The sequence below is a fragment of the Polymorphum gilvum SL003B-26A1 genome, assembly GCF_000192745.1.
Classification (GTDB): Bacteria; Pseudomonadota; Alphaproteobacteria; order Rhizobiales; family Stappiaceae; genus Polymorphum; species Polymorphum gilvum.
Map to the genome: position 1 here is coordinate 985,013 of NC_015259.1, position 17,987 is coordinate 1,002,999.

Sequence of the window (17,987 nt, forward strand, 5' to 3'; positions counted from 1 at the left end):
CATGCGCGGCGGCTTCATCGCCTCAGTGACGGGTCATCTGGCGGTTCTGGCCTGGGGTTTCATCGCCCTGCCGGCTTCGGAACGCTTTGAGGTCAAGCCGGTTGAATCCCTGTCGGTGGATCTGATTCCGATCGAGGACGTCACGCGCGTGCTGAAGGGCGAGAGAAACGCGGAACTGCGCGAGGTGGCGGCGGTCAGACCGACAGAAACCAAGCGCGACGATGCACCGGATCCCGAAAAGACGACCGGCGAGGCCAAGGTGGAAATGCCGACGCCGCCGAGCCCGCGGCCAGCGCCTCAACCGGTGAAGGCGCCCGAGCCGCCGGCTCCGGCGCCCGCTCCCGAGCCGGCGCCGGTGAAGCCCGAACCCCCGAAACCGGAGCCGGTCGCGACGCCCCCGGAGCCCGCCCCCGCCCCCGAGCCGGAACCCAAGGCAGCCGAAGCGCCCGCGGAGGCTGCCCCGAAGACGGCCGAGCCGACGCCGGTCAAGGTGGTGCCGCGCACGAAGCCGACGCCGCCGCCGAAGACCCAGACCGCCCAGAGGCCGCGCGAGGACACCTTCAACCCGAACCAGATCTCGGCGCTGCTCAACAAGATCGATCCGTCCGGCGGCGGCACTGCCGCCTCGACGCAGCCGGCATCGCTCGGCACGGCGCGCGGGGAGGCCAACGTGCGCATGTCGCAGTCGGAACTCGACGCGCTGCGTGGCCAGATCTCGCGCTGCTGGAATCCCCCGGTCGGTGCCGCCGGCGCGGACGACCTGCTGGTGCGCCTGCAATTCCAGCTGACCGTCGACGGGGCTGTCGACGGCAGCCCGCGCGTGCTCAATTCCAGTTCCAACCCGTCCTTCCGCGCGGCCTCCGACAGTGCCGTGCGCGCGGTGATGCGCTGCGCGCCGTATTCGCTGCCGGGCAACAAATACGAGACCTGGAAGGACGTGATCATCAATTTCGACCCCCGCGAGCTGCTGGGCGGTTAGGACGAAGAACCAGGAGCCTCTATGCCAATGAGAGACTTGCCGAACCCGACCCGCTTCCTGTCCCGCGTCAAAGCGGCGGCGGCCGGCTGCCTTCTTGCGGCCGCGAGCCTTCTCCACGCCGGACCGGCCGCGGCCCTGATCGAGATCGACATCACGCAGGGCCAGATCGAGCCGATGCCGATCGCGTTGCCGGACTTCTCGCCGGAGGGCGGCGACGCGCAGCTGGCACGCGAACTGACGTCGGTAATCGCGGCGGACCTGAGACGTTCCGGCCTGTTCCGGCCGCTCGATCCGGCGAGCTTCATCGAGAAGAACCTGAGCGTGAACACGGCGCCACGCTTCGGCGACTGGCGGACGATCGGCGCGCAGGCGCTGGTCACCGGATCGGTGACGCGCCAGGCGGACGGTCGCCTGAGGGCCGAATTCCGCTTGTGGGACGTGTTCGCGTCGGAGCAGATGCTCGGTCAGCAGTTCTTCACCACGCCGGAAAACTGGCGCCGGCTCGCCCACATCATCGCTGACGCGATCTACGAGAGGCTGACCGGAGAGAAGGGCTATTTCGACACGCGCATCGTCTTCGTCGACGAGTCCGGCCCGAAGAGCAAGCGGGTCAAGCGTCTGGCGATCATGGATCAGGACGGCGCCAACATGCGTTACCTGACGCGCGGCGACGAACTGGTGCTGACGCCGCGGTTCTCGCCGACCAGCCAGGAAATCACCTACATGTCCTTCGGCAGCGGCGACCCGAGCGTCTTCCTGCTCAACATCGAGACCGGACAGCGCGAGATCGTCGGCAACTTCCCCGGCATGACCTTCGCGCCGCGCTTCTCGCCGGACGGCCAGCGGGTGATCATGAGCCTGCAGCAGGGCGGCAACGCCAACATCTTCGTCATGGACCTGCGCTCGCGGGCGACGACGCGGCTGACCAATACGCCGGCGATCGACACCAGCCCGTCCTATTCTCCGGACGGGCGCCAGATCGTGTTCGAATCGGATCGCGGCGGCTCGCAGCAGCTCTATGTCATGAACGCCGACGGCTCCAACGCCCAACGCATCAGTTTCGGACCCGGTCGCTATTCGACCCCGGTGTGGTCGCCGCGCGGCGACCTGATCGCCTTCACCAAGCAGCACCAGGGACGGTTCATGATCGGTGTCATGCGGCCCGACGGCAAGGGCGAGCGCATCCTGACCGAAGGCTATCACAACGAAGGCCCGTCCTGGGCGCCGAACGGCCGCGTCCTGGTGTTCTTCCGCGACACGCCGGGAGCCAACGGCGGGCCGCAGATCTGGACGGTCGACCTGACCGGCTACAACGAACAGCGGGTCACCACGCCGGCTTTCGCATCGGATCCGTCCTGGTCGCCCTTGATCGACTGAGGCGGGACGTCTACCGTCGCTACACGCGACGCAAACCCCGGCGCGGCAATGCCGCCGCGCCGGGGCGGGAAGGCGGATTAACGGTTTGCCAACCATATTTGCCAACCGGCCCTTAACGACCATCGTATAGGTTCTGTTCACCCTGTCGGGGCACGGTGGGGACGAGGAGTATCGGAATGTTGAATACGGGTATGATGGCGCGCGGCGCGCGCATCGCGGCGATCATCGGTCTGACCCTGGCTCTTGCGGCATGCGCGCAGACCAAGCCGGACGGGCTGGACGGCAACGTCACGCCGGGCAGCGGCCAGGATTTCGTCGTCAACGTCGGCGACCGGGTCTTCTTCGCGGAAGACCAATCGACGCTGTCCACGCAGGCACGGGCGACGCTCGACAAGCAGGCGCAGTGGCTGAACCTCTACAGCAGGTACACGATTACGCTCGAGGGGCATGCCGACGAACGCGGCACCCGCGAGTACAACATCGCACTCGGCGCCCGGCGCGCCAATTCGGCGCGGGATTATCTGGTCTCGCGCGGCGTTGCGGCGTCCCGCATCCGCACGATTTCCTACGGCAAGGAACGTCCGGTGGCGGTGTGTAACGACGACAGCTGCTGGTCGCAGAACCGGCGCGCGGTCACCGTGCTGAACAACGCCGGCAGCTGACCGGCGCGGCGCGCGCGTTGCGGACGGCCGGCGGGTCCTCCTCCGGCCGTTTTTGCATGCGTGCATGACCGGCCGGCCGCATTCTGCCGAAGCCGCCAAATTTTGGCCGAAGTCGGCGTGCCCTGTGCTATCCATCGGATGCCTCTTGGCAGACCGGAGGGAAAGCATGGCAATGGCAAGAACCCTGGCGGCCCTGGCCGCTGCGGTATGGATGATCGGGGCGCTGTCCACGCCCGTCAGCGCCCAGTTGTTCGGGCGCGGCAACGACGAGTCGCAGGTGCGGCTCAACGACATGGAAGAACGGCTGCGCCGGCTGACCGGGCAGATCGAGCAGCTGTCCTACCAGCTGCGCGAGCTGCAGGACCAGATGCGGCGCATGCAGGAAGACAACGAGTATCGCTTCCAGCAACTGGAAGGCGGACGCCCGGCCAAACGGTCGGACGTGCCGCCCGCGAGCGCGCCGGCAACGGCCGCAAACGGGACAACGTCGGCGGGAGCGATCCCGCCGGCCTCCTCCGGTACGCTCGGAACCCTGCCGGCCGAGGGATCCGGCGACGCCGAATGGGCCGCTAGCGGCGGCTATCGGGATGCACCGGCGGGCGCGGCTGTTGAAGCCGGTCCGGGAGCCGGTCCGCTCGACCTCTCTGCGCTTGCCCGCGGACAGGCGGTGGTGTCGCCGCCTGCCACCGGCACGGCGCCGCCGGGCGTGAGCGTCGGCGATCCGATCGGCGGCCAGATCGCCAGCCTCGACGTGACGGGCGACGCCCGCACGGACTACGATCGAGCCTATTCCTTCGCGCTGAATGGGGATTATGCTCAGGCCGAACAGGCGTTCCGCATCTTCATCGACACCTATCCGAACGATCGGCTGGTCTCCAATGCCCAGTACTGGCTGGGCGAGAGCCTGCTGGCGCAGGGCGAGTACCGTGCCGCGGCCGATGCCTTCCTGAAGACCTACACGGACTATCCGGGCGACCAGAAGGCGCCGGACAGTCTGCTGAAGCTGGGCCTGTCGCTCAACGGTCTCGGCCAGACCGACGCTGCCTGCGCAACCTATTCCGAACTGCTGACCAAATTCCCCGGGGCGCCGAAGGCGGTCCTGGACCAGGCGCGGGCCGAACAGCAACGTGCCGGATGCTCCTGAGACCGACGCCGTTCGGCCATTCTCGTCGGACGACGCCGACGCCCTGTTCATGCCGCTGCTCGATCTGGACCGATTGGCCATAGCGGTTTCCGGGGGGGCGGATTCTCTCGCCCTGCTTCATCTCTTCGCCGACTGGCAGCGCCGCACCGCGCGTGCACCTCAGGCCCATGTCTTCACCGTCGACCACGGTCTGCGCGCCGAGGCGCGCGCCGAGGCCGAGCATGTGCACCGCCTGTGCGCTGGCTATTGTCTGCCGCACGAAATCCTGACCTGGGCAGGACGCAAGGGAGCGCCGAATCTTCAGGCGACCGCCCGGGAGGCACGCTACACCCTGATCGGCGCCCGCATGCGCGCGCTGTCGCTTTCTGCGCTTGCCGTCGCCCATCACCGCGACGACCAGGCAGAAACGTTCCTCGACCGGCTGACGCGCGGCAGCGGCGTTTATGGACTGGCCGCAATGGCCGCCGACGAGGCCGACGGGCCAGTCGGCGTACGGATCCTGCGACCGCTGCTGGACGTGCCCAAGGCGCGGCTGATCGCAACACTGGAGGCGGCCGGCCTAAGCTGGTTCGAAGACCCCTCCAACACGGACCTGCGCTACAAGCGCGCCCGGCTGCGCCGACTGGGCCTGCTTTTGGCGGAGGAAGGCCTCGACCAGGCGCGCCTGGCGGCGACGGCCGCGCGGCTGCGCCGGGCCGCCGACGCGCTCGACGGCTGGGCCGAGCGGCTGGTCCGCGACCATTGCCGCGTCCATCCGGCGGGCCCGGCCGAGATCGCGGTCGCGCCACTCGCCGAAGCGCCCGAAGAGGTGCGGTTGCGGTCGCTGTCGCGCCTGATCCGAGCGACCGGCGGTGCCGAGCACGGCCCGCGCCTCGAGGCTCTGGAGCCGGCCACGGCGGCGCTGCTGGCCGGCGAGGCGGCGAGCCGGACCTTGGGGGGGGTGGTGTTGCGGCGCAGCGGGCCGGTACTGCGGCTGTGGCGCGAGCGCGGGCGGACCTGGCCGGCGCCGCTCGACCTGGCACCGGGCGAGGACGGCATTTGGGACGGCCGCTACCTGGTCCGGGCGCCGGTCGATGGCGGGTCACTGGCCGTGCGTGCGCTGGCCGAGGCCGGCGTCGAGATCGATCGGCTGACGTGGCCGACGGGCTGGCCGCGGGACGCCTTTGCCTGCGCGCCGGCGATCGTCGACGCGGACGGAAGGTTGCTGTTCGTCCCCGGCCTCATGGCGCCGCGTGCGCATCAGGGGCAGGCGAGGGTGTCGCGATTCCGCCCGTTTCCGCCGGAGGTCGGGGGAGCTGTGCGGACGGGGTGACGGGACCCTTGCGACATCTGTCAGGGGCGAGGAGGCGACGGGCAAAGATTCATTGCGCGGTTTAATAAAAAAGTCAGTCGAACTGGGCAACAATGGCGCACCTCCTTGGCAGGGGCATCGCGCCGACCTATCTTGTCAGGCAAAGGGCACAGACCCGCGCGCAGACGGCCACCGCACGGTGGACAAGGGACCGAAATGAACGCAAATTTCCGAAACTTTGCTCTCTGGGTGATCATCGCGCTCCTGCTGATCGCGCTGTTCCAGCTGTTCCAGAGCCCGAACCAGCGGACGGCAACGAACGAGATCCCGTTCTCGCAGTTCCTCAACCAGGCTGAGCAGGGCGAAATCCGCGAAGTCACGATCCAGCAGCAGCAGATCACTGGCCGCTACACCAATGGCGGCGCGTTCCAGTCCTATGCTCCGGACAACGCGCAGTATGTGGAGCAGCTGCGCGAGAAGGGCGTGCTGATCAACGCGCGTCCGCCGTCGGAGAACTTCTCGCTGATCAGCGCGCTGATCTCCTGGTTCCCGATGCTGATCATCCTCGGCATCTGGATCTTCGTGATGCGCCAGATGCAGGGCTCGGGCGGCAAGGCCATGGGTTTCGGCAAGTCCAAGGCGAAGCTGCTGACCGAGGCGCATGGTCGCGTCACCTTCGACGACGTGGCCGGCATCGACGAGGCCAAGGAAGATCTGCAGGAGATCGTCGAATTCCTGCGCGACCCGCAGAAATTCCAGCGTCTCGGCGGACGCATTCCCCGCGGCGTGCTTCTGGTCGGTCCTCCGGGCACCGGCAAGACGCTGACCGCGCGCGCGGTCGCCGGCGAGGCGAACGTACCGTTCTTCACCATCTCGGGCTCCGACTTCGTCGAGATGTTCGTCGGCGTGGGTGCCAGCCGCGTTCGTGACATGTTCGAGCAGGCCAAGAAGAATGCGCCCTGCATCATCTTCATCGACGAGATCGACGCGGTCGGCCGTCATCGCGGCGCCGGACTCGGCGGCGGCAACGACGAACGCGAGCAGACGCTGAACCAACTGCTGGTCGAGATGGACGGCTTCGAACCGAACGAGGGCATCATCATCATCGCGGCCACGAACCGGCCGGACGTGCTCGATCCGGCCCTGCTGCGCCCGGGCCGCTTCGACCGGCAGATCGTTGTGCCGAACCCGGACATCACCGGTCGCGAGAAGATCCTCAAGGTGCACATGCGCAAGGTGCCTCTGGCGCCGGACGTCGACGTCAAGACGCTGGCGCGCGGCACGCCGGGGTTCTCGGGCGCGGACCTGATGAACCTGGTCAACGAGGCAGCGCTGCTGGCTGCCCGCCGGTCCAAGCGCCTGGTCACCATGGCCGAGTTCGAGGACGCCAAGGACAAGGTCATGATGGGTGCGGAACGCCGCACGCTGGTGATGACCGAGGAAGAGAAGCGGTTGACCGCCTATCACGAGGCGGGACACGCGCTGGTCGCCCTGCACATGCCGGCCTCCGACCCGATCCACAAGGCGACCATCATCCCGCGCGGTCGCGCGCTCGGCATGGTCATGCGCCTGCCGGAAAAGGACCAGGTGTCGCTGACACGCGCCAAGTGCAAGGCCGACCTTGCCGTCGCCATGGGCGGGCGCGTGGCGGAAGAGATGATCTTCGGCTACGAGAAGGTTACTTCCGGCGCCTCGGGCGACATCCAGATGGCGACGCGTCTTGCCCGGGCGATGGCGACCCAGTTCGGCATGTCCGACAAGCTCGGCCCGCTGCTCTATGGCGAGAACCAGGAAGAGGTGTTCCTCGGCCATTCGGTCGCCAAGAGCCAGAACGTCTCCGACGAGACCCAGAAGATCGTCGACGCGGAGATCAAGGCCTTCGTCAACCAGGGCTACGAGACGGCGAAGAAGGTCCTCAGCGAGCATGAGGACCAGCTGCACACGATCGCCAAGGGCCTGCTCGAGTACGAGACCCTGTCGGGCGAGGAAATCAAGGACCTTCTCGCCGGCAAGCCGCCGATCCGCGAGACGGACGACGACCAGCCGATCGGCCGCTCCTCGGCAGTGCCGACCACCGGCGCCAAGCGCGGCGGCGAGGGCGGCGAGCCGGCCGGCGGCATGGAACCCCAGCCTCAGGTCTGATCCCCGGAGCGGTCAACCCGAGACACGACGCCCGGCCGAAGCGGCCGGGCGTTTTCCGTCGTAACAGTCGCTCACAAATTTTGAACCGATTTCTGCCATCGTTCGCGCTAAGACGAGCGGCATGCACGCGAAGTGAGGGCAGCGAACAAGACCATGCGCAGATATTTCGGAACCGACGGAATCCGGGGCACGGCCAACATTCATCCGATGACGGCGGAAGTCGCCCTCAAGGTCGGCATGGCGGCGGGCCTGATGTTCCGCAACGGCGGCTACCGCAACCGGGTCGTGATCGGCAAGGACACGCGGCTGTCCGGCTACATGCTGGAAAACGCGCTGGTCGCCGGCTTCACCTCCGTCGGTCTCGACGTTTTCCTGCTCGGGCCGATGCCGACCCCGGCGGTCGCCATGCTGACGCGCTCGCTGCGCGCCGATCTCGGCGTGATGATCTCAGCCTCCCACAATCCGTTCGGTGATAACGGCATCAAGTTCTTCGGCCCAGACGGCTACAAGCTCAGCGACGAGATCGAGTTGCAGATCGAAGGCCTGATCGACAGCGATCTGACGTCGCGGCTTTCCGCGTCGACCGACCTCGGCCGGGCCAAGCGAATTGACGGGGCGCAGCAGCGCTACATCGAGTTCGCCAAGCGCACCCTGCCGCGCGAGATGAGCCTGGAGGGCCTGCGGGTGGTGATCGACTGCGCCAACGGGGCCGCCTACAAGGTTGCCCCCGAGGCGTTATGGGAGCTTGGTGCCGAGGTCGTCAGCCTGGGCGTGGCGCCCGACGGCTTCAACATCAACAGGGACTGCGGGTCGACATCGACCGAGGCGGTGGTGGCGAAGGTGCACGAGGTGCGCGCCGACATCGGCATTGCGCTCGACGGCGACGCCGACCGCGTGATCATCATCGACGAGCAAGGGCGGACCGTGGACGGCGACCAGTTGATGGCGGTCGTCGCCGAATCCTGGCAATCCAGCGGCCGCCTGTCGGCGCCGGGAATCGTTGCCACCGTAATGTCGAACCTGGGACTGGAACGCTATCTCGGCGGGCTCGGGCTGAGCCTCGCCCGCACCAAGGTCGGCGACCGCTACGTGGTCGAGCACATGCGGGCCGAGGGCTACAACGTCGGCGGCGAGCAGTCCGGCCACATCGTGCTGTCGGACTTCGCGACCACCGGCGACGGCCTGATCGCCGCGCTGCAGGTGCTCGCCTGCGTGCGCGAGCAGAACCGGTCGGTGTCGGAAGTGTGCCGCAAGTTCGAGCCGGTGCCGCAGGTGCTGAAGAACGTGCGCTACGCCGGCGGGACGCCGCTGGAGACCGACCGCGTCAGGTTAGCGATCGACGACGGCCGCAGCCGCCTCGGCAAGGACGGTCGCCTCGTCATCCGCGCCTCGGGAACCGAGCCGCTGATCCGCGTGATGGCGGAAGGCGACGACGCGGCCCTGGTCAACCAGGTGGTCAACGACATCGCCGACGTGGTCGCCCAGTCCGCGGCCTGATCGCCGTCGGTTCGCGCCGTTCGATAGCCCCTTTTTGGACGGCTGCTGCCATGGCGGGTGCTTTACTTAAGGCAATGTTACGGATCACTTGTCGTGTTAACTCTGTATTAAGGTAAAAAATCTGGGTTAAAGAATACGGTTAAGTCTGCCTTAATCGTTTTCGTGAAATAATTGCCTGTGTTCCAAGTGCGGGCCGCGGCCGAACGGTGCGGACGCTTCTTATGAAGGACCAGGACATGGGCAGCGTATTCAAGCAATTGTCTTTGGCCGGCGTCGCGATGGCCGTTTCAACCGCGGTCTTCGCGGCCGACATGCCGGCGCCGATTATCGAACATATTCCCGAAGTGCCGGCCGTCGGCGGCTGGTACCTGCGCGGCGACATCGGCTACAAGCTCTACGAAGAGCCGAAGGGGTCGTTCAACGATCCGGTGGTCGGTAACCTGCGGTTCCGCAGCAACGAGCTCGACGACGCGTGGATGATCGGCGCGGGCGTCGGCTACAAGTTCACCGACTATTTCCGCGCCGACCTGACCGTCGACTACGAGACGCCGGCCGGCTACAAGGGCTTGGCGCCCTGCGCGCCCTGCTTCGGCAGCTATTCGGTCGAAACCGCCGACATCGACGTGTGGACCGTGATGCTGAACGGCTATGTCGACATCGGCACGTGGTACAACATCACGCCCTATGTCGGCGCCGGCATCGGCGCGGCCTGGGTGAACGTCTCGAACGTCAAGTCGACCAACCCGGGGGCGGCGACGACCTCCTATGACGGCTCGCACAGCCAGTGGAACCTCGCCTGGGCCCTGATGGCCGGTGCTTCCTATGCCGTCACGCCGAACTGGAGCATCGACGCGGGCTATCGCTACAAGAACCTCGGCGACGCCAAGTCGGTCAAGCTGCACAACGTCGGCACCGGCCAGAGCCGCGTGAAGTACAAAGATCTGACCGCCCACGAGATCCGTCTCGGCGTGCGCTACAACTTCGACAGCTACGCGGCTTCGGCGCCGCAGTCGATGCTCTATCCGTCCGAGCCGATCACGCGCAGGTTCTGATCGCCTCCGAGGCATTCGGTTTCGCAGCAAGGCCGGCGGCAACGCCGGCCTTTGTTCGTCGGTGCCGGGCGAAACGGGGTCTGCTGCTTTTCGGTCATTGACCGCGCGTCTCAATGAGCCTATGCCGGTCAGCGGGACACCCCTCCCCAACGAGGGGCGCCTATCTGAAAGGGTAGCATCATGACAGCGACTGCAAAACCGGCCCGTCGGCCGGCAAATTCCCATTTTTCCTCCGGTCCCTGCGCCAAGCGACCCGGCTGGTCCCTCGAGGTCCTCGCCGATGCGCCGCTCGGGCGCTCTCATCGCGCCAAGGTCGGTAAGGCCAAGCTCGCCGAAGCGATCGACAAGACGCGCAGCGTCCTCCAGGTTCCGGCCGACTACCGGATCGGCATCGTTCCGGCCTCCGATACCGGTGCCGTCGAGATGGCATTGTGGTCGCTGCTCGGCGCGCGCGGCGTCGACATGCTGGCCTGGGAAAGCTTCGGCTCCGGCTGGGTCACCGACGTCGTCAAGCAGCTCAAGCTCGACGCCCGAGTGATCGAGGCCGGCTACGGCGAACTGCCGGACCTGTCGAGCGTCGACTTCAGCCGCGACGTGGTGTTCACCTGGAACGGTACGACCTCGGGCGTGCGGCTACCGAATGCCGACTGGATCCCCGCTGACCGCGCAGGGCTGACCATCTGCGACGCCACCTCGGCGGCCTTCGCCCAGGCGATGGATTTCGCCAAGCTCGACGTGGTCACCTTCTCCTGGCAGAAGGTGCTCGGCGGCGAGGCAGCTCATGGCATGCTGATCCTCAGCCCACGCGCCGTCGCGCGTCTGGAGAGCCATACCCCGGCCTGGCCGATGCCGAAGATCTTCCGGCTGACCTCCAAGGGCAAGCTGAACGAGGGCATCTTCAAGGGCGAGACGATCAACACCCCGTCCATGCTGTGCGTCGAGGACTATATCGACGCGCTCGACTGGGCAGCCTCCATCGGTGGCCTCGACGGGCTGATCGGCCGCGCCGATGCCAATGCCAAGGTTTTGTCCGACTGGGTGGCGCGCACCGATTGGGTCGACTTCCTCGCCGTCGATCCGGCAACGCGCTCCAACACCTCCGTTTGCCTGAAGATCGTCGATCCGGTGGTGACCGCACTCGACGAGGCCGGTCAGGCCGCCTTCGCCAAGGCGATGGTTTCGGCGCTGGAGTCCGAAGGGGTCGCCCATGACATCGGCGCCTATCGCGACGCACCGTCCGGCTTCCGTATCTGGTGCGGGGCAACGGTAGAGACGTCCGACATCGAGGCGTTGGTGCCTTGGCTGGATTGGGCCTTCGCGGCCCAGAAATCCGCGCTGGCCAACGCCGCCTGATCCGACAACGCATCCAACCACCTGCGCTGCCGCGCCCGGGCCCCGTGCCCGGGCCGTGCCCCGACCGCTCCGGTCCTGGCGGGCGCAGCGCGCCGTTTTCAAGGGACACGCATCATGGCTCCCCGAGTCCTCATTTCCGACAGTCTGTCGCCGGCCGCCATCCAGATCTTCAAGGACCGCGGTGTCGAGGTCGACTTCCAGCCGAACCTCGGCAAGGACAAGGACAAGCTGCTCGAAGTGATCGGCCAGTACGACGGTCTGGCGATCCGCTCTGCCACGAAAGTGACGGCCAAGATCATCGAGGCGGCAACCAACCTGAAGGTGATCGGTCGCGCCGGCATCGGTGTCGACAACGTCGAGATCCCGGCCGCCACGGCGAAGGGCATCATCGTGATGAACACGCCGTTCGGCAATGCCATCACCACCGCCGAACACGCAATCGCGATGATGTTCTCGGTCGCGCGCCAGATCCCAGCCGCCGACGCCTCGACCCAGGCCGGCAAGTGGGAGAAGTCCAAGTTCATGGGCGTCGAGATCACCGCCAAGACGCTTGGCCTGATCGGCTGCGGCAACATCGGCTCGATCGTCGCCGACCGCGCGATCGGGCTCAAGATGAAGGTGCTCGCCTATGATCCGTTCCTCTCGGGCGAGCGCGCGCAGGACCTCGGTGTCGAGAAGGTGGAACTGGACGAGTTGTTCCGTCGTGCCGATTTCATCACGCTGCACACGCCGCTGACCGACAAGACGCGCAACATCATCTCGGCAGAGGCGATCGCCAAGATGAAGCAGGGCGTTTACATCATCAATTGCGCCCGCGGCGGCTTGGTTGACGAGAAGGCGGTGCGCGAGGGGCTCGACAGCGGCAAGATCGCCGGCGCCGCCTTCGACGTGTTCACGGAGGAGCCGGCAAAGGAAAACGTCCTGTTCGGTGCGCCGAACCTGGTCTGCACGCCACATCTGGGCGCCTCCACCGAGGAAGCGCAGGAAAACGTGGCGCTGCAGGTGGCCGAGCAGATGTCCGATTACCTGATCAACGGCGCGGTCACCAACGCTCTCAACATGCCGTCGATCTCGGCCGATGAGGCGCCGCGGCTGACGCCCTTCGTCCGCCTCGCCGAACAACTCGGCTCCTTCGCCGGCCAACTCACCGAGACCGGAATCAAAGGCATCCGGCTGGAATACGAAGGTGCGGTCGCCGAGATGAACACCAAGGCCCTGACAGCGGCGGCCCTGACCGGGGTGCTGACGCCGCTGCTGCAGACCGTGAACATGGTCTCGGCGCCGGCCATGGCGCGGGAGCGCGACATCCATGTCGAAGAGGTCCGGCGGGAGCAGATGGGGGCCTATGAGACCTACATCCGCCTGACTGTGATCACCGAGCGCCAGGAGCGATCGGTCGCCGGCACGGTGTTTGCCGACGGCAAGCCGCGCATCATCCAGGTGAAGGGCATCAACATGGAAGCCGAACTCGGCCCGCACATGCTCTACATCACGAACGAGGACAAGCCCGGATTTATCGGCAAGTTCGGCACCCTACTCGGCCAGGCCGGTGTCAACATTGCCACCTTCAACCTCGGTCGCACCGAGGCCGGCGGCGACGCGATCGCCCTGATCGAGGTCGACGGCGACGTCCCCGCCCGGACGCTGGAGCAGATCAACGCGCTGCCGCTGGTGAAGCAGGTCAAGCTGCTCAAGTTCTGATCCGCGTTCGCCGCAAAACCGGTCAGGGGCGACTCGCTGCGAGTCGCCCCTTTCGCGTTCAGGCAGCCCCGCGCCGCGCGAGCGCCAGGATCCGGCCGTCGAGCAGCAGGAGCCCGGCGAACAAGAGGCCGAGGCCGGCGACCTGGGCGAGCGACAAACGCTCGCCGAGGAGCAGGTGGCCGGACAGGATGGCACTGGCCGGGATCAGCAACGTGACCAGCGAGGCGTTGGTCGCGCCGGCACGGGCGAGCAGGTGGAAATAGATCAGGTAGGCCCCTGCTGTGGCGACGATGCCGAGCGCCAGCACGTTGAGCCAGACGACGCCGCTGGTCGCAAGCGGCGACCACGCGCCCGCCGTGACGGCGGCGACCGGCAGGATGATCACGCTGGAGGCGGTGAGTTGGCCTGTGGCCGTGACGAGGGGCGGAAGATCGCGGAATCGCCTGGCGAAGGCCGCCGCCAGAGCATAGGACAGCGCCGCCCCGAGGCAGGCTGCCTGGGCCCAGAGAGGATCGTCGGCGAGGCCGGCGATGCTGGCAGAGAGCATCACGACGACCCCGCAGAAGCCGACCAGAACGCCGGCCACGCGGTGCGCTGCCACGGTCTCCTGATGCAGCAGCACTGCGGCGACCAGAAAGGTGAAGATCGGCGTGGTGGCGTTCAGGATGGACGCCAGACCAGCGGCGATCTCGGTCTGCCCCCAGACGATCAGCGAGAAGGGGATCGTGTTGTTGAGCAGCCCCATGACGCAGAATGCGCCGAGCAGCTTCGCCTCGCGCGGGAACCGCCGGCCGGTCAGGACCAGAGCCAGATGGAGCACGGCAGCGGCAGGGGCGACCCGTAGGAACACCAGCACGAAGGGTGGAATTTCGGCGACGGCGACCTTGGCGAACAGGAACGCCCCGCCCCAGATCGCGCCGAGAAGTCCGAGAAGCAGCCAGTTTACAAGCGTCATTCGAGGGTTCCGAAGTCGAAGGTCTGGCCGGACGGCCAGGCGACGTGGGAGCGGCGTAGCACAGCGGACCGAGGGGCAAAACCCGAAACGCGAGCTTTGGAACTACCGGTACAGGCGCGGCGCGGACACAGCGATCACTCGGTGCAGGGACCGGCGGAAAAGGACCGTCCGGGGCTCGCAACCGGCGCCGGGAAAGACTATAGTCGCGCGCTGTTTGCCCCGGTATCCTGCCGGGGCTTTGCGCGTCGGCGCTCCGCGGTGGAGCGCCGGGGCAAGAAGGACCGGTTTCAGGAGGGCATGGCACCTATGGCCAATGTGGTTGTCGTCGGGTCGCAGTGGGGGGACGAAGGCAAGGGCAAGATCGTCGATTGGCTGTCCGAGCAGGCCGACGTGGTCGTCCGCTTCCAGGGCGGGCACAATGCCGGCCACACCCTGGTGATCGACGGCGTCAGCTACAAGCTGTCCTTGCTGCCGTCCGGCGTCGTCCGGGGCAAGCTGTCGGTGATCGGCAACGGCGTGGTGCTCGATCCGCACGCGCTGGTCGATGAGATCGGCCGGCTGGGCGCCCAGGGCGTCACGGTCGACCCGCAGATGCTGCGCATCGCCGAGAACGTCACGCTGATCCTGTCGCTGCATCGGGAACTCGACGCGCTGCGCGAAAGCTCGAATACCGGCACCCGGATAGGCACCACCAAGCGCGGCATCGGCCCGGCCTACGAGGACAAGGTCGGTCGCCGGGCGATCCGGCTGATGGATCTCGCCAACCTGTCGACCCTGCCGGCAAAGATCGACCGGCTGCTGGTGCATCACAATGCCCTGCGCATGGGGCTCGGCCAGGATCCGGTGTCTGCCCAGGCGATCTACGACGAACTCGCCTCGGTCGCCGACAAGGTCCTGCCCTACATGGACTCCGTCTGGAGCCTGCTCGACCGCCAGCGCCGCGAGGGCAAGCGGCTGCTGTTCGAAGGCGCGCAGGGCGCGCTGCTCGACATCGACCACGGGACCTATCCGTTCGTCACCTCGTCCAACACTGTGGCCGGACAGGCGGCGACGGGCTCCGGTCTCGGGCCGGGATCGGTCGGCTACGTGCTCGGGATCACCAAAGCCTACACGACGCGCGTCGGAGAAGGTCCGTTCCCTACCGAGCAGGTCAACGAGATCGGCGATTTTCTGGGCACCCGAGGCCACGAGTTCGGCACGGTGACCGGGCGCAAGCGGCGGTGCGGGTGGTTCGATGCCGTCCTGGTCCGCCAGACTGTGTGCACCTCCGGCATCAACGGTATCGCACTGACCAAGCTTGACGTGCTGGACGGTCTGGAAGAGCTGAAAATCTGCGTCGGCTATGAACTGGACGGCAAGCGAATCGACTATCTTCCTGCATCGCAGGGTGCCCAGGAGCGCGTCGTACCGATCTACGAAACCCTCCCGGGGTGGAAAGAGTCGACCGAAGGCGCACGCAGCTGGGCGGACCTTCCGGCGCAGGCGGTGAAATACGTCCGCCACGTGGAAGAACTGATTGGAGCGCCGGTGGCCCTGCTGTCGACGAGTCCGGAACGCGACGATACGATCCTGGTGCAGAACCCGTTCCAGGATTGAGCGATCCGATGACGAGGGCACCGCGACTGGTCGGTGCGGCGTGTGCCTGCGGATGCGTGCAGGCAGCACGTGCAGGTCGCCGGAGCGTCAACAAAAGGTTCGCATTCGGATGACTTTGGTATAAGCCTTTGTTTCGGATGCGAACTCCCCGCGAGCGAGCCTATGGCTGACTATTATTCGATCCTGAAGAAAACAATCGCCTCCCTGCCGGAGAACAACGGCGCTGCGCGCCGCAGCGTCTACAGCCGCGCACGCAACGCGATCGTCAATCAGCTCAAGGCCTACGAACCGCCGCTCTCGCCCTCCGAAATCACCGCCGAACAATTGCGCCTGGAAGAGGCGATCCGCAAGGTCGAGGCCGAAGCCGCGCGCGAGACGCTCGGTCTCGGCCGACCTGCGGCCGCCGAGCAGGCGGCGCCGATCCCGACCGTTCAGGTACCGTCTTCCGCCACGCAGAGCGTGTCGACCGCGCCAGCCGCCACGCCGCCCCCGTCTCCGCCCGCGCCCTCTCCGGCAGCGCCCTCTCCGGCAGCGCCGGCCAGGGCTCCGCTTGGGGCGCCGCTCGGAACGGCCGTACGCGACGCCGAAAAGCTCGGAGCAGCTTCCAGCCGCGCCGTTCAGAGCGCAAAGGATGCCTTTTCCCCCGACGCGGAGGCGGGCGAGGCGTCGCCGCCGCGCAGGGAGCCGACCTTCGGTGCTTCCACAGGTCCCAGGGCGCCGGTCCAGCCCGAACCGGGTCCTCTTTCCGCGCTCACCGGCCCGAGGGATTTTTCCGGCGACACCCGGATACGGACGGCGGATGCGGGCGAACGCAAGCGCAGCGGGGATTTCGGTGCGACCGCAGCTCCGGAGGAGGCTCCGGTCGCCGAGGAGGCAAAGCGTCCGCGGCGGCCGCAACCGCGCGCGAGCGATCGCGGCAAGGCGAGTACCCTTACATCTTACGTATTGCTGGCAGGCCTCGTCCTGATCGTGATCGGCATCGGTGCCGTCGTCTATTCGCAACGCGATACGCTGTCCGACCTGTTTGCCGGCGACAGCAGTCCGCCGGAGGTCGCGGTAGCGCCGCAGGCTCCCGAACCTGCCCAGGCACCGGCTCCGGTGGAGGAGAACGGCGCACGTTCGGAGAAGAGCACCGACCGGCTGCTGGACGACAATGGGCAGCCGGCGGCGCCCGACGCCCGGTCGGTGACGACCACGCTGATCACGCCGACGCAGCCTGCCGGCGGCACGATCGTCACGCCGTCCGGCGACGTCGAAGCGACGCCCGCGCCGACGCAGCCCGCACCCGCCCCGGCGCCTCTTGAGCCGCCACCGGCGGCCGAGGCCCCGGCGGTGGTGCCCGCGCCGGCTGCTCCGACGGCGGAAGTGGCGCCGGAAACGATCGTCGCGCAGCGCTCGATCCTCTATGAGGAGGGCGAAGATGCAAGCGGTTCGGGCACCGCGTCGCAGGGGCGAGTCGCCTGGTCCGTGACCGAGGAAACCGACGCCTCGGGCCGCAAGGAGACCGTTCTGGCGGCCAATGCGGAAATTCCCGACCGCAACGTATCGGTGACGATCCGTATCAAGCCGAACACCGATAGTTCGCTGCCAGCTAGCCATCTGGTAGAGGTCCAGTTCCAGTTGCCTGAGGGCTTCTCCGGCCGGGACGTCGCGAACGTGCCCGGACTGGTCATGAAGCCGACCGAAGAAGCGCGCGGTGACGCCCTGCTCGGGGCGTCGGTCAAGGTCGCACCGGGCTATTTCTGGATCGCCCTGTCGAGCATCGAGAGCGAACGCGAACGCAATATCGCGCTCATGCGCGAGCGCGGCTGGATCGATATCCCGATCCTCTACGACACTGGCAAGCGCGCCATCCTGACCCTGGAGAAGGGGACGCCGGGATCGCGGGCGCTGGAGCAGGCCATGACGGTCTGGGGCAGCGGCGGCTGATCTGCCAGCCCCGTTCCGGTCTTGCGGGATGCACAAAACCCCTTGCAATAAGGGGCCGATCATTTCATCCTAGACACGGTCCGAGGGGTGCTCCAGGGAGCTGAGATGGCGCTTGCGCCGAACCCTTAGAACCTGATCCGGGTCATGCCGGCGAAGGGACGGAAGCCTTTAGCCTTATCCCGGATCTCCAATGTCGCATTCGGCAACTGCCGAAGACGGGAGATCCTGACGTGTCATATGTCTTCGGCCGGCTCCGGCCGTTCTTTTGCATCGCTCGGCCTCGCGCGGCCGGTTCCTACGTCGATCGTC

General features: G+C 67.0%; 13 protein-coding genes and 1 riboswitch. Of the genes, 12 read left to right on the top strand and 1 reads right to left on the bottom strand.

Annotated elements, in window-relative coordinates:
* Position 1: 1 nt before the first annotated feature.
* From SL003B_RS04665 to serA, 10 genes are all read left to right on the top strand, one after another.
* Positions 2–979, top strand: coding sequence for a cell envelope integrity TolA family protein (locus tag SL003B_RS04665; protein ID WP_013651670.1), 978 nt, complete (start codon positions 2–4; stop codon positions 977–979).
* A gap of 27 nt (positions 980–1,006) precedes the next feature.
* Positions 1,007–2,356, top strand: coding sequence for a Tol-Pal system beta propeller repeat protein TolB (tolB, locus tag SL003B_RS04670; RefSeq protein ID WP_013651671.1), 1,350 nt, complete (start codon positions 1,007–1,009; stop codon positions 2,354–2,356).
* A gap of 176 nt (positions 2,357–2,532) precedes the next feature.
* Positions 2,533–3,018 carry a peptidoglycan-associated lipoprotein Pal gene (pal, locus tag SL003B_RS04675; RefSeq protein ID WP_013651672.1) on the top strand — a complete coding sequence of 162 codons (486 nt, stop codon included), beginning with the start codon at positions 2,533–2,535 and terminating at the stop codon, positions 3,016–3,018.
* 166 nt (positions 3,019–3,184) lie between these two features.
* A complete protein-coding gene (gene ybgF, locus SL003B_RS04680) occupies positions 3,185–4,162 on the top strand; it encodes a tol-pal system protein YbgF (RefSeq protein WP_041375379.1) in 978 nt (325 codons plus the stop codon).
* Positions 4,146–5,474 (top strand): tRNA lysidine(34) synthetase TilS, encoded by a 1,329-nt coding sequence (gene tilS / locus SL003B_RS04685; RefSeq protein WP_013651674.1) that lies wholly within the window; start codon positions 4,146–4,148, stop codon positions 5,472–5,474. The genes ybgF and tilS overlap by 17 nt, the downstream gene beginning before the upstream one ends.
* A 195-nt stretch (positions 5,475–5,669) precedes the next feature.
* Positions 5,670–7,595 carry an ATP-dependent zinc metalloprotease FtsH gene (gene ftsH, locus SL003B_RS04690; RefSeq protein ID WP_013651675.1) on the top strand — a complete coding sequence of 642 codons (1,926 nt, stop codon included), beginning with the start codon at positions 5,670–5,672 and terminating at the stop codon, positions 7,593–7,595.
* A gap of 153 nt (positions 7,596–7,748) precedes the next feature.
* On the top strand, positions 7,749–9,092 hold the full coding sequence (glmM, locus tag SL003B_RS04695) for a phosphoglucosamine mutase (RefSeq protein WP_041375380.1): 1,344 nt from the start codon (positions 7,749–7,751) through the stop codon (positions 9,090–9,092).
* Between the two features lie 221 nt (positions 9,093–9,313).
* Positions 9,314–10,144, top strand: a complete 831-nt coding sequence (locus SL003B_RS04700; RefSeq protein ID WP_013651677.1) for an outer membrane protein — start codon at positions 9,314–9,316, stop codon at positions 10,142–10,144.
* A 180-nt stretch (positions 10,145–10,324) separates the two neighbouring features.
* Positions 10,325–11,497: a phosphoserine transaminase gene (locus SL003B_RS04705; protein ID WP_013651678.1), complete on the top strand. Its 1,173-nt coding sequence runs from the start codon at positions 10,325–10,327 to the stop codon at positions 11,495–11,497.
* Between the two features lie 114 nt (positions 11,498–11,611).
* Positions 11,612–13,198: a phosphoglycerate dehydrogenase gene (gene serA, locus SL003B_RS04710; RefSeq protein ID WP_013651679.1), complete on the top strand. Its 1,587-nt coding sequence runs from the start codon at positions 11,612–11,614 to the stop codon at positions 13,196–13,198.
* Positions 13,199–13,256: 58 nt separating this feature from the next.
* Here serA and SL003B_RS04715 read toward each other — a convergent pair whose 3' ends face one another.
* A complete protein-coding gene (locus SL003B_RS04715) occupies positions 13,257–14,153 on the bottom strand; it encodes a DMT family transporter (protein WP_013651680.1) in 897 nt (298 codons plus the stop codon).
* 306 nt (positions 14,154–14,459) lie between these two features.
* Between SL003B_RS04715 and SL003B_RS04720 the strand changes: the two genes are divergently transcribed.
* Both SL003B_RS04720 and SL003B_RS04725 read left to right on the top strand, forming a co-directional pair.
* Complete coding sequence (locus SL003B_RS04720; RefSeq protein ID WP_013651681.1) at positions 14,460–15,749, top strand: adenylosuccinate synthase; 1,290 nt, start codon at positions 14,460–14,462, stop codon at positions 15,747–15,749.
* 162 nt (positions 15,750–15,911) lie between these two features.
* A complete protein-coding gene (locus SL003B_RS04725) occupies positions 15,912–17,678 on the top strand; it encodes a hypothetical protein (protein WP_013651682.1) in 1,767 nt (588 codons plus the stop codon).
* 73 nt (positions 17,679–17,751) lie between these two features.
* Positions 17,752–17,854: riboswitch (TPP riboswitch) on the top strand.
* Positions 17,855–17,987: the final 133 nt, after the last annotated feature.

What these genes read in the sequence shown, in the direction of transcription:
- SL003B_RS04700 (WP_013651677.1), top strand. Translation starts at nt 9,314, where the DNA reads ATGAAGGACCAGGACATGGGCAGCGTATTCAAGCAATTGTCTTTGGCC.
- serA (WP_013651679.1), top strand. Translation starts at nt 11,612, where the DNA reads ATGGCTCCCCGAGTCCTCATTTCCGACAGTCTGTCGCCGGCCGCCATC.
- SL003B_RS04725 (WP_013651682.1), top strand. Translation starts at nt 15,912, where the DNA reads ATGGCTGACTATTATTCGATCCTGAAGAAAACAATCGCCTCCCTGCCG.
- glmM (WP_041375380.1), top strand. Translation starts at nt 7,749, where the DNA reads ATGCGCAGATATTTCGGAACCGACGGAATCCGGGGCACGGCCAACATT.
- pal (WP_013651672.1), top strand. Translation starts at nt 2,533, where the DNA reads ATGTTGAATACGGGTATGATGGCGCGCGGCGCGCGCATCGCGGCGATC.
- SL003B_RS04665 (WP_013651670.1), top strand. Translation starts at nt 2, where the DNA reads ATGCGCGGCGGCTTCATCGCCTCAGTGACGGGTCATCTGGCGGTTCTG.
- SL003B_RS04705 (WP_013651678.1), top strand. Translation starts at nt 10,325, where the DNA reads ATGACAGCGACTGCAAAACCGGCCCGTCGGCCGGCAAATTCCCATTTT.
- ftsH (WP_013651675.1), top strand. Translation starts at nt 5,670, where the DNA reads ATGAACGCAAATTTCCGAAACTTTGCTCTCTGGGTGATCATCGCGCTC.
- SL003B_RS04720 (WP_013651681.1), top strand. Translation starts at nt 14,460, where the DNA reads ATGGCCAATGTGGTTGTCGTCGGGTCGCAGTGGGGGGACGAAGGCAAG.
- SL003B_RS04715 (WP_013651680.1), bottom strand. Translation starts at nt 14,153, where the DNA reads ATGACGCTTGTAAACTGGCTGCTTCTCGGACTTCTCGGCGCGATCTGG.
- tolB (WP_013651671.1), top strand. Translation starts at nt 1,007, where the DNA reads ATGAGAGACTTGCCGAACCCGACCCGCTTCCTGTCCCGCGTCAAAGCG.
- ybgF (WP_041375379.1), top strand. Translation starts at nt 3,185, where the DNA reads ATGGCAATGGCAAGAACCCTGGCGGCCCTGGCCGCTGCGGTATGGATG.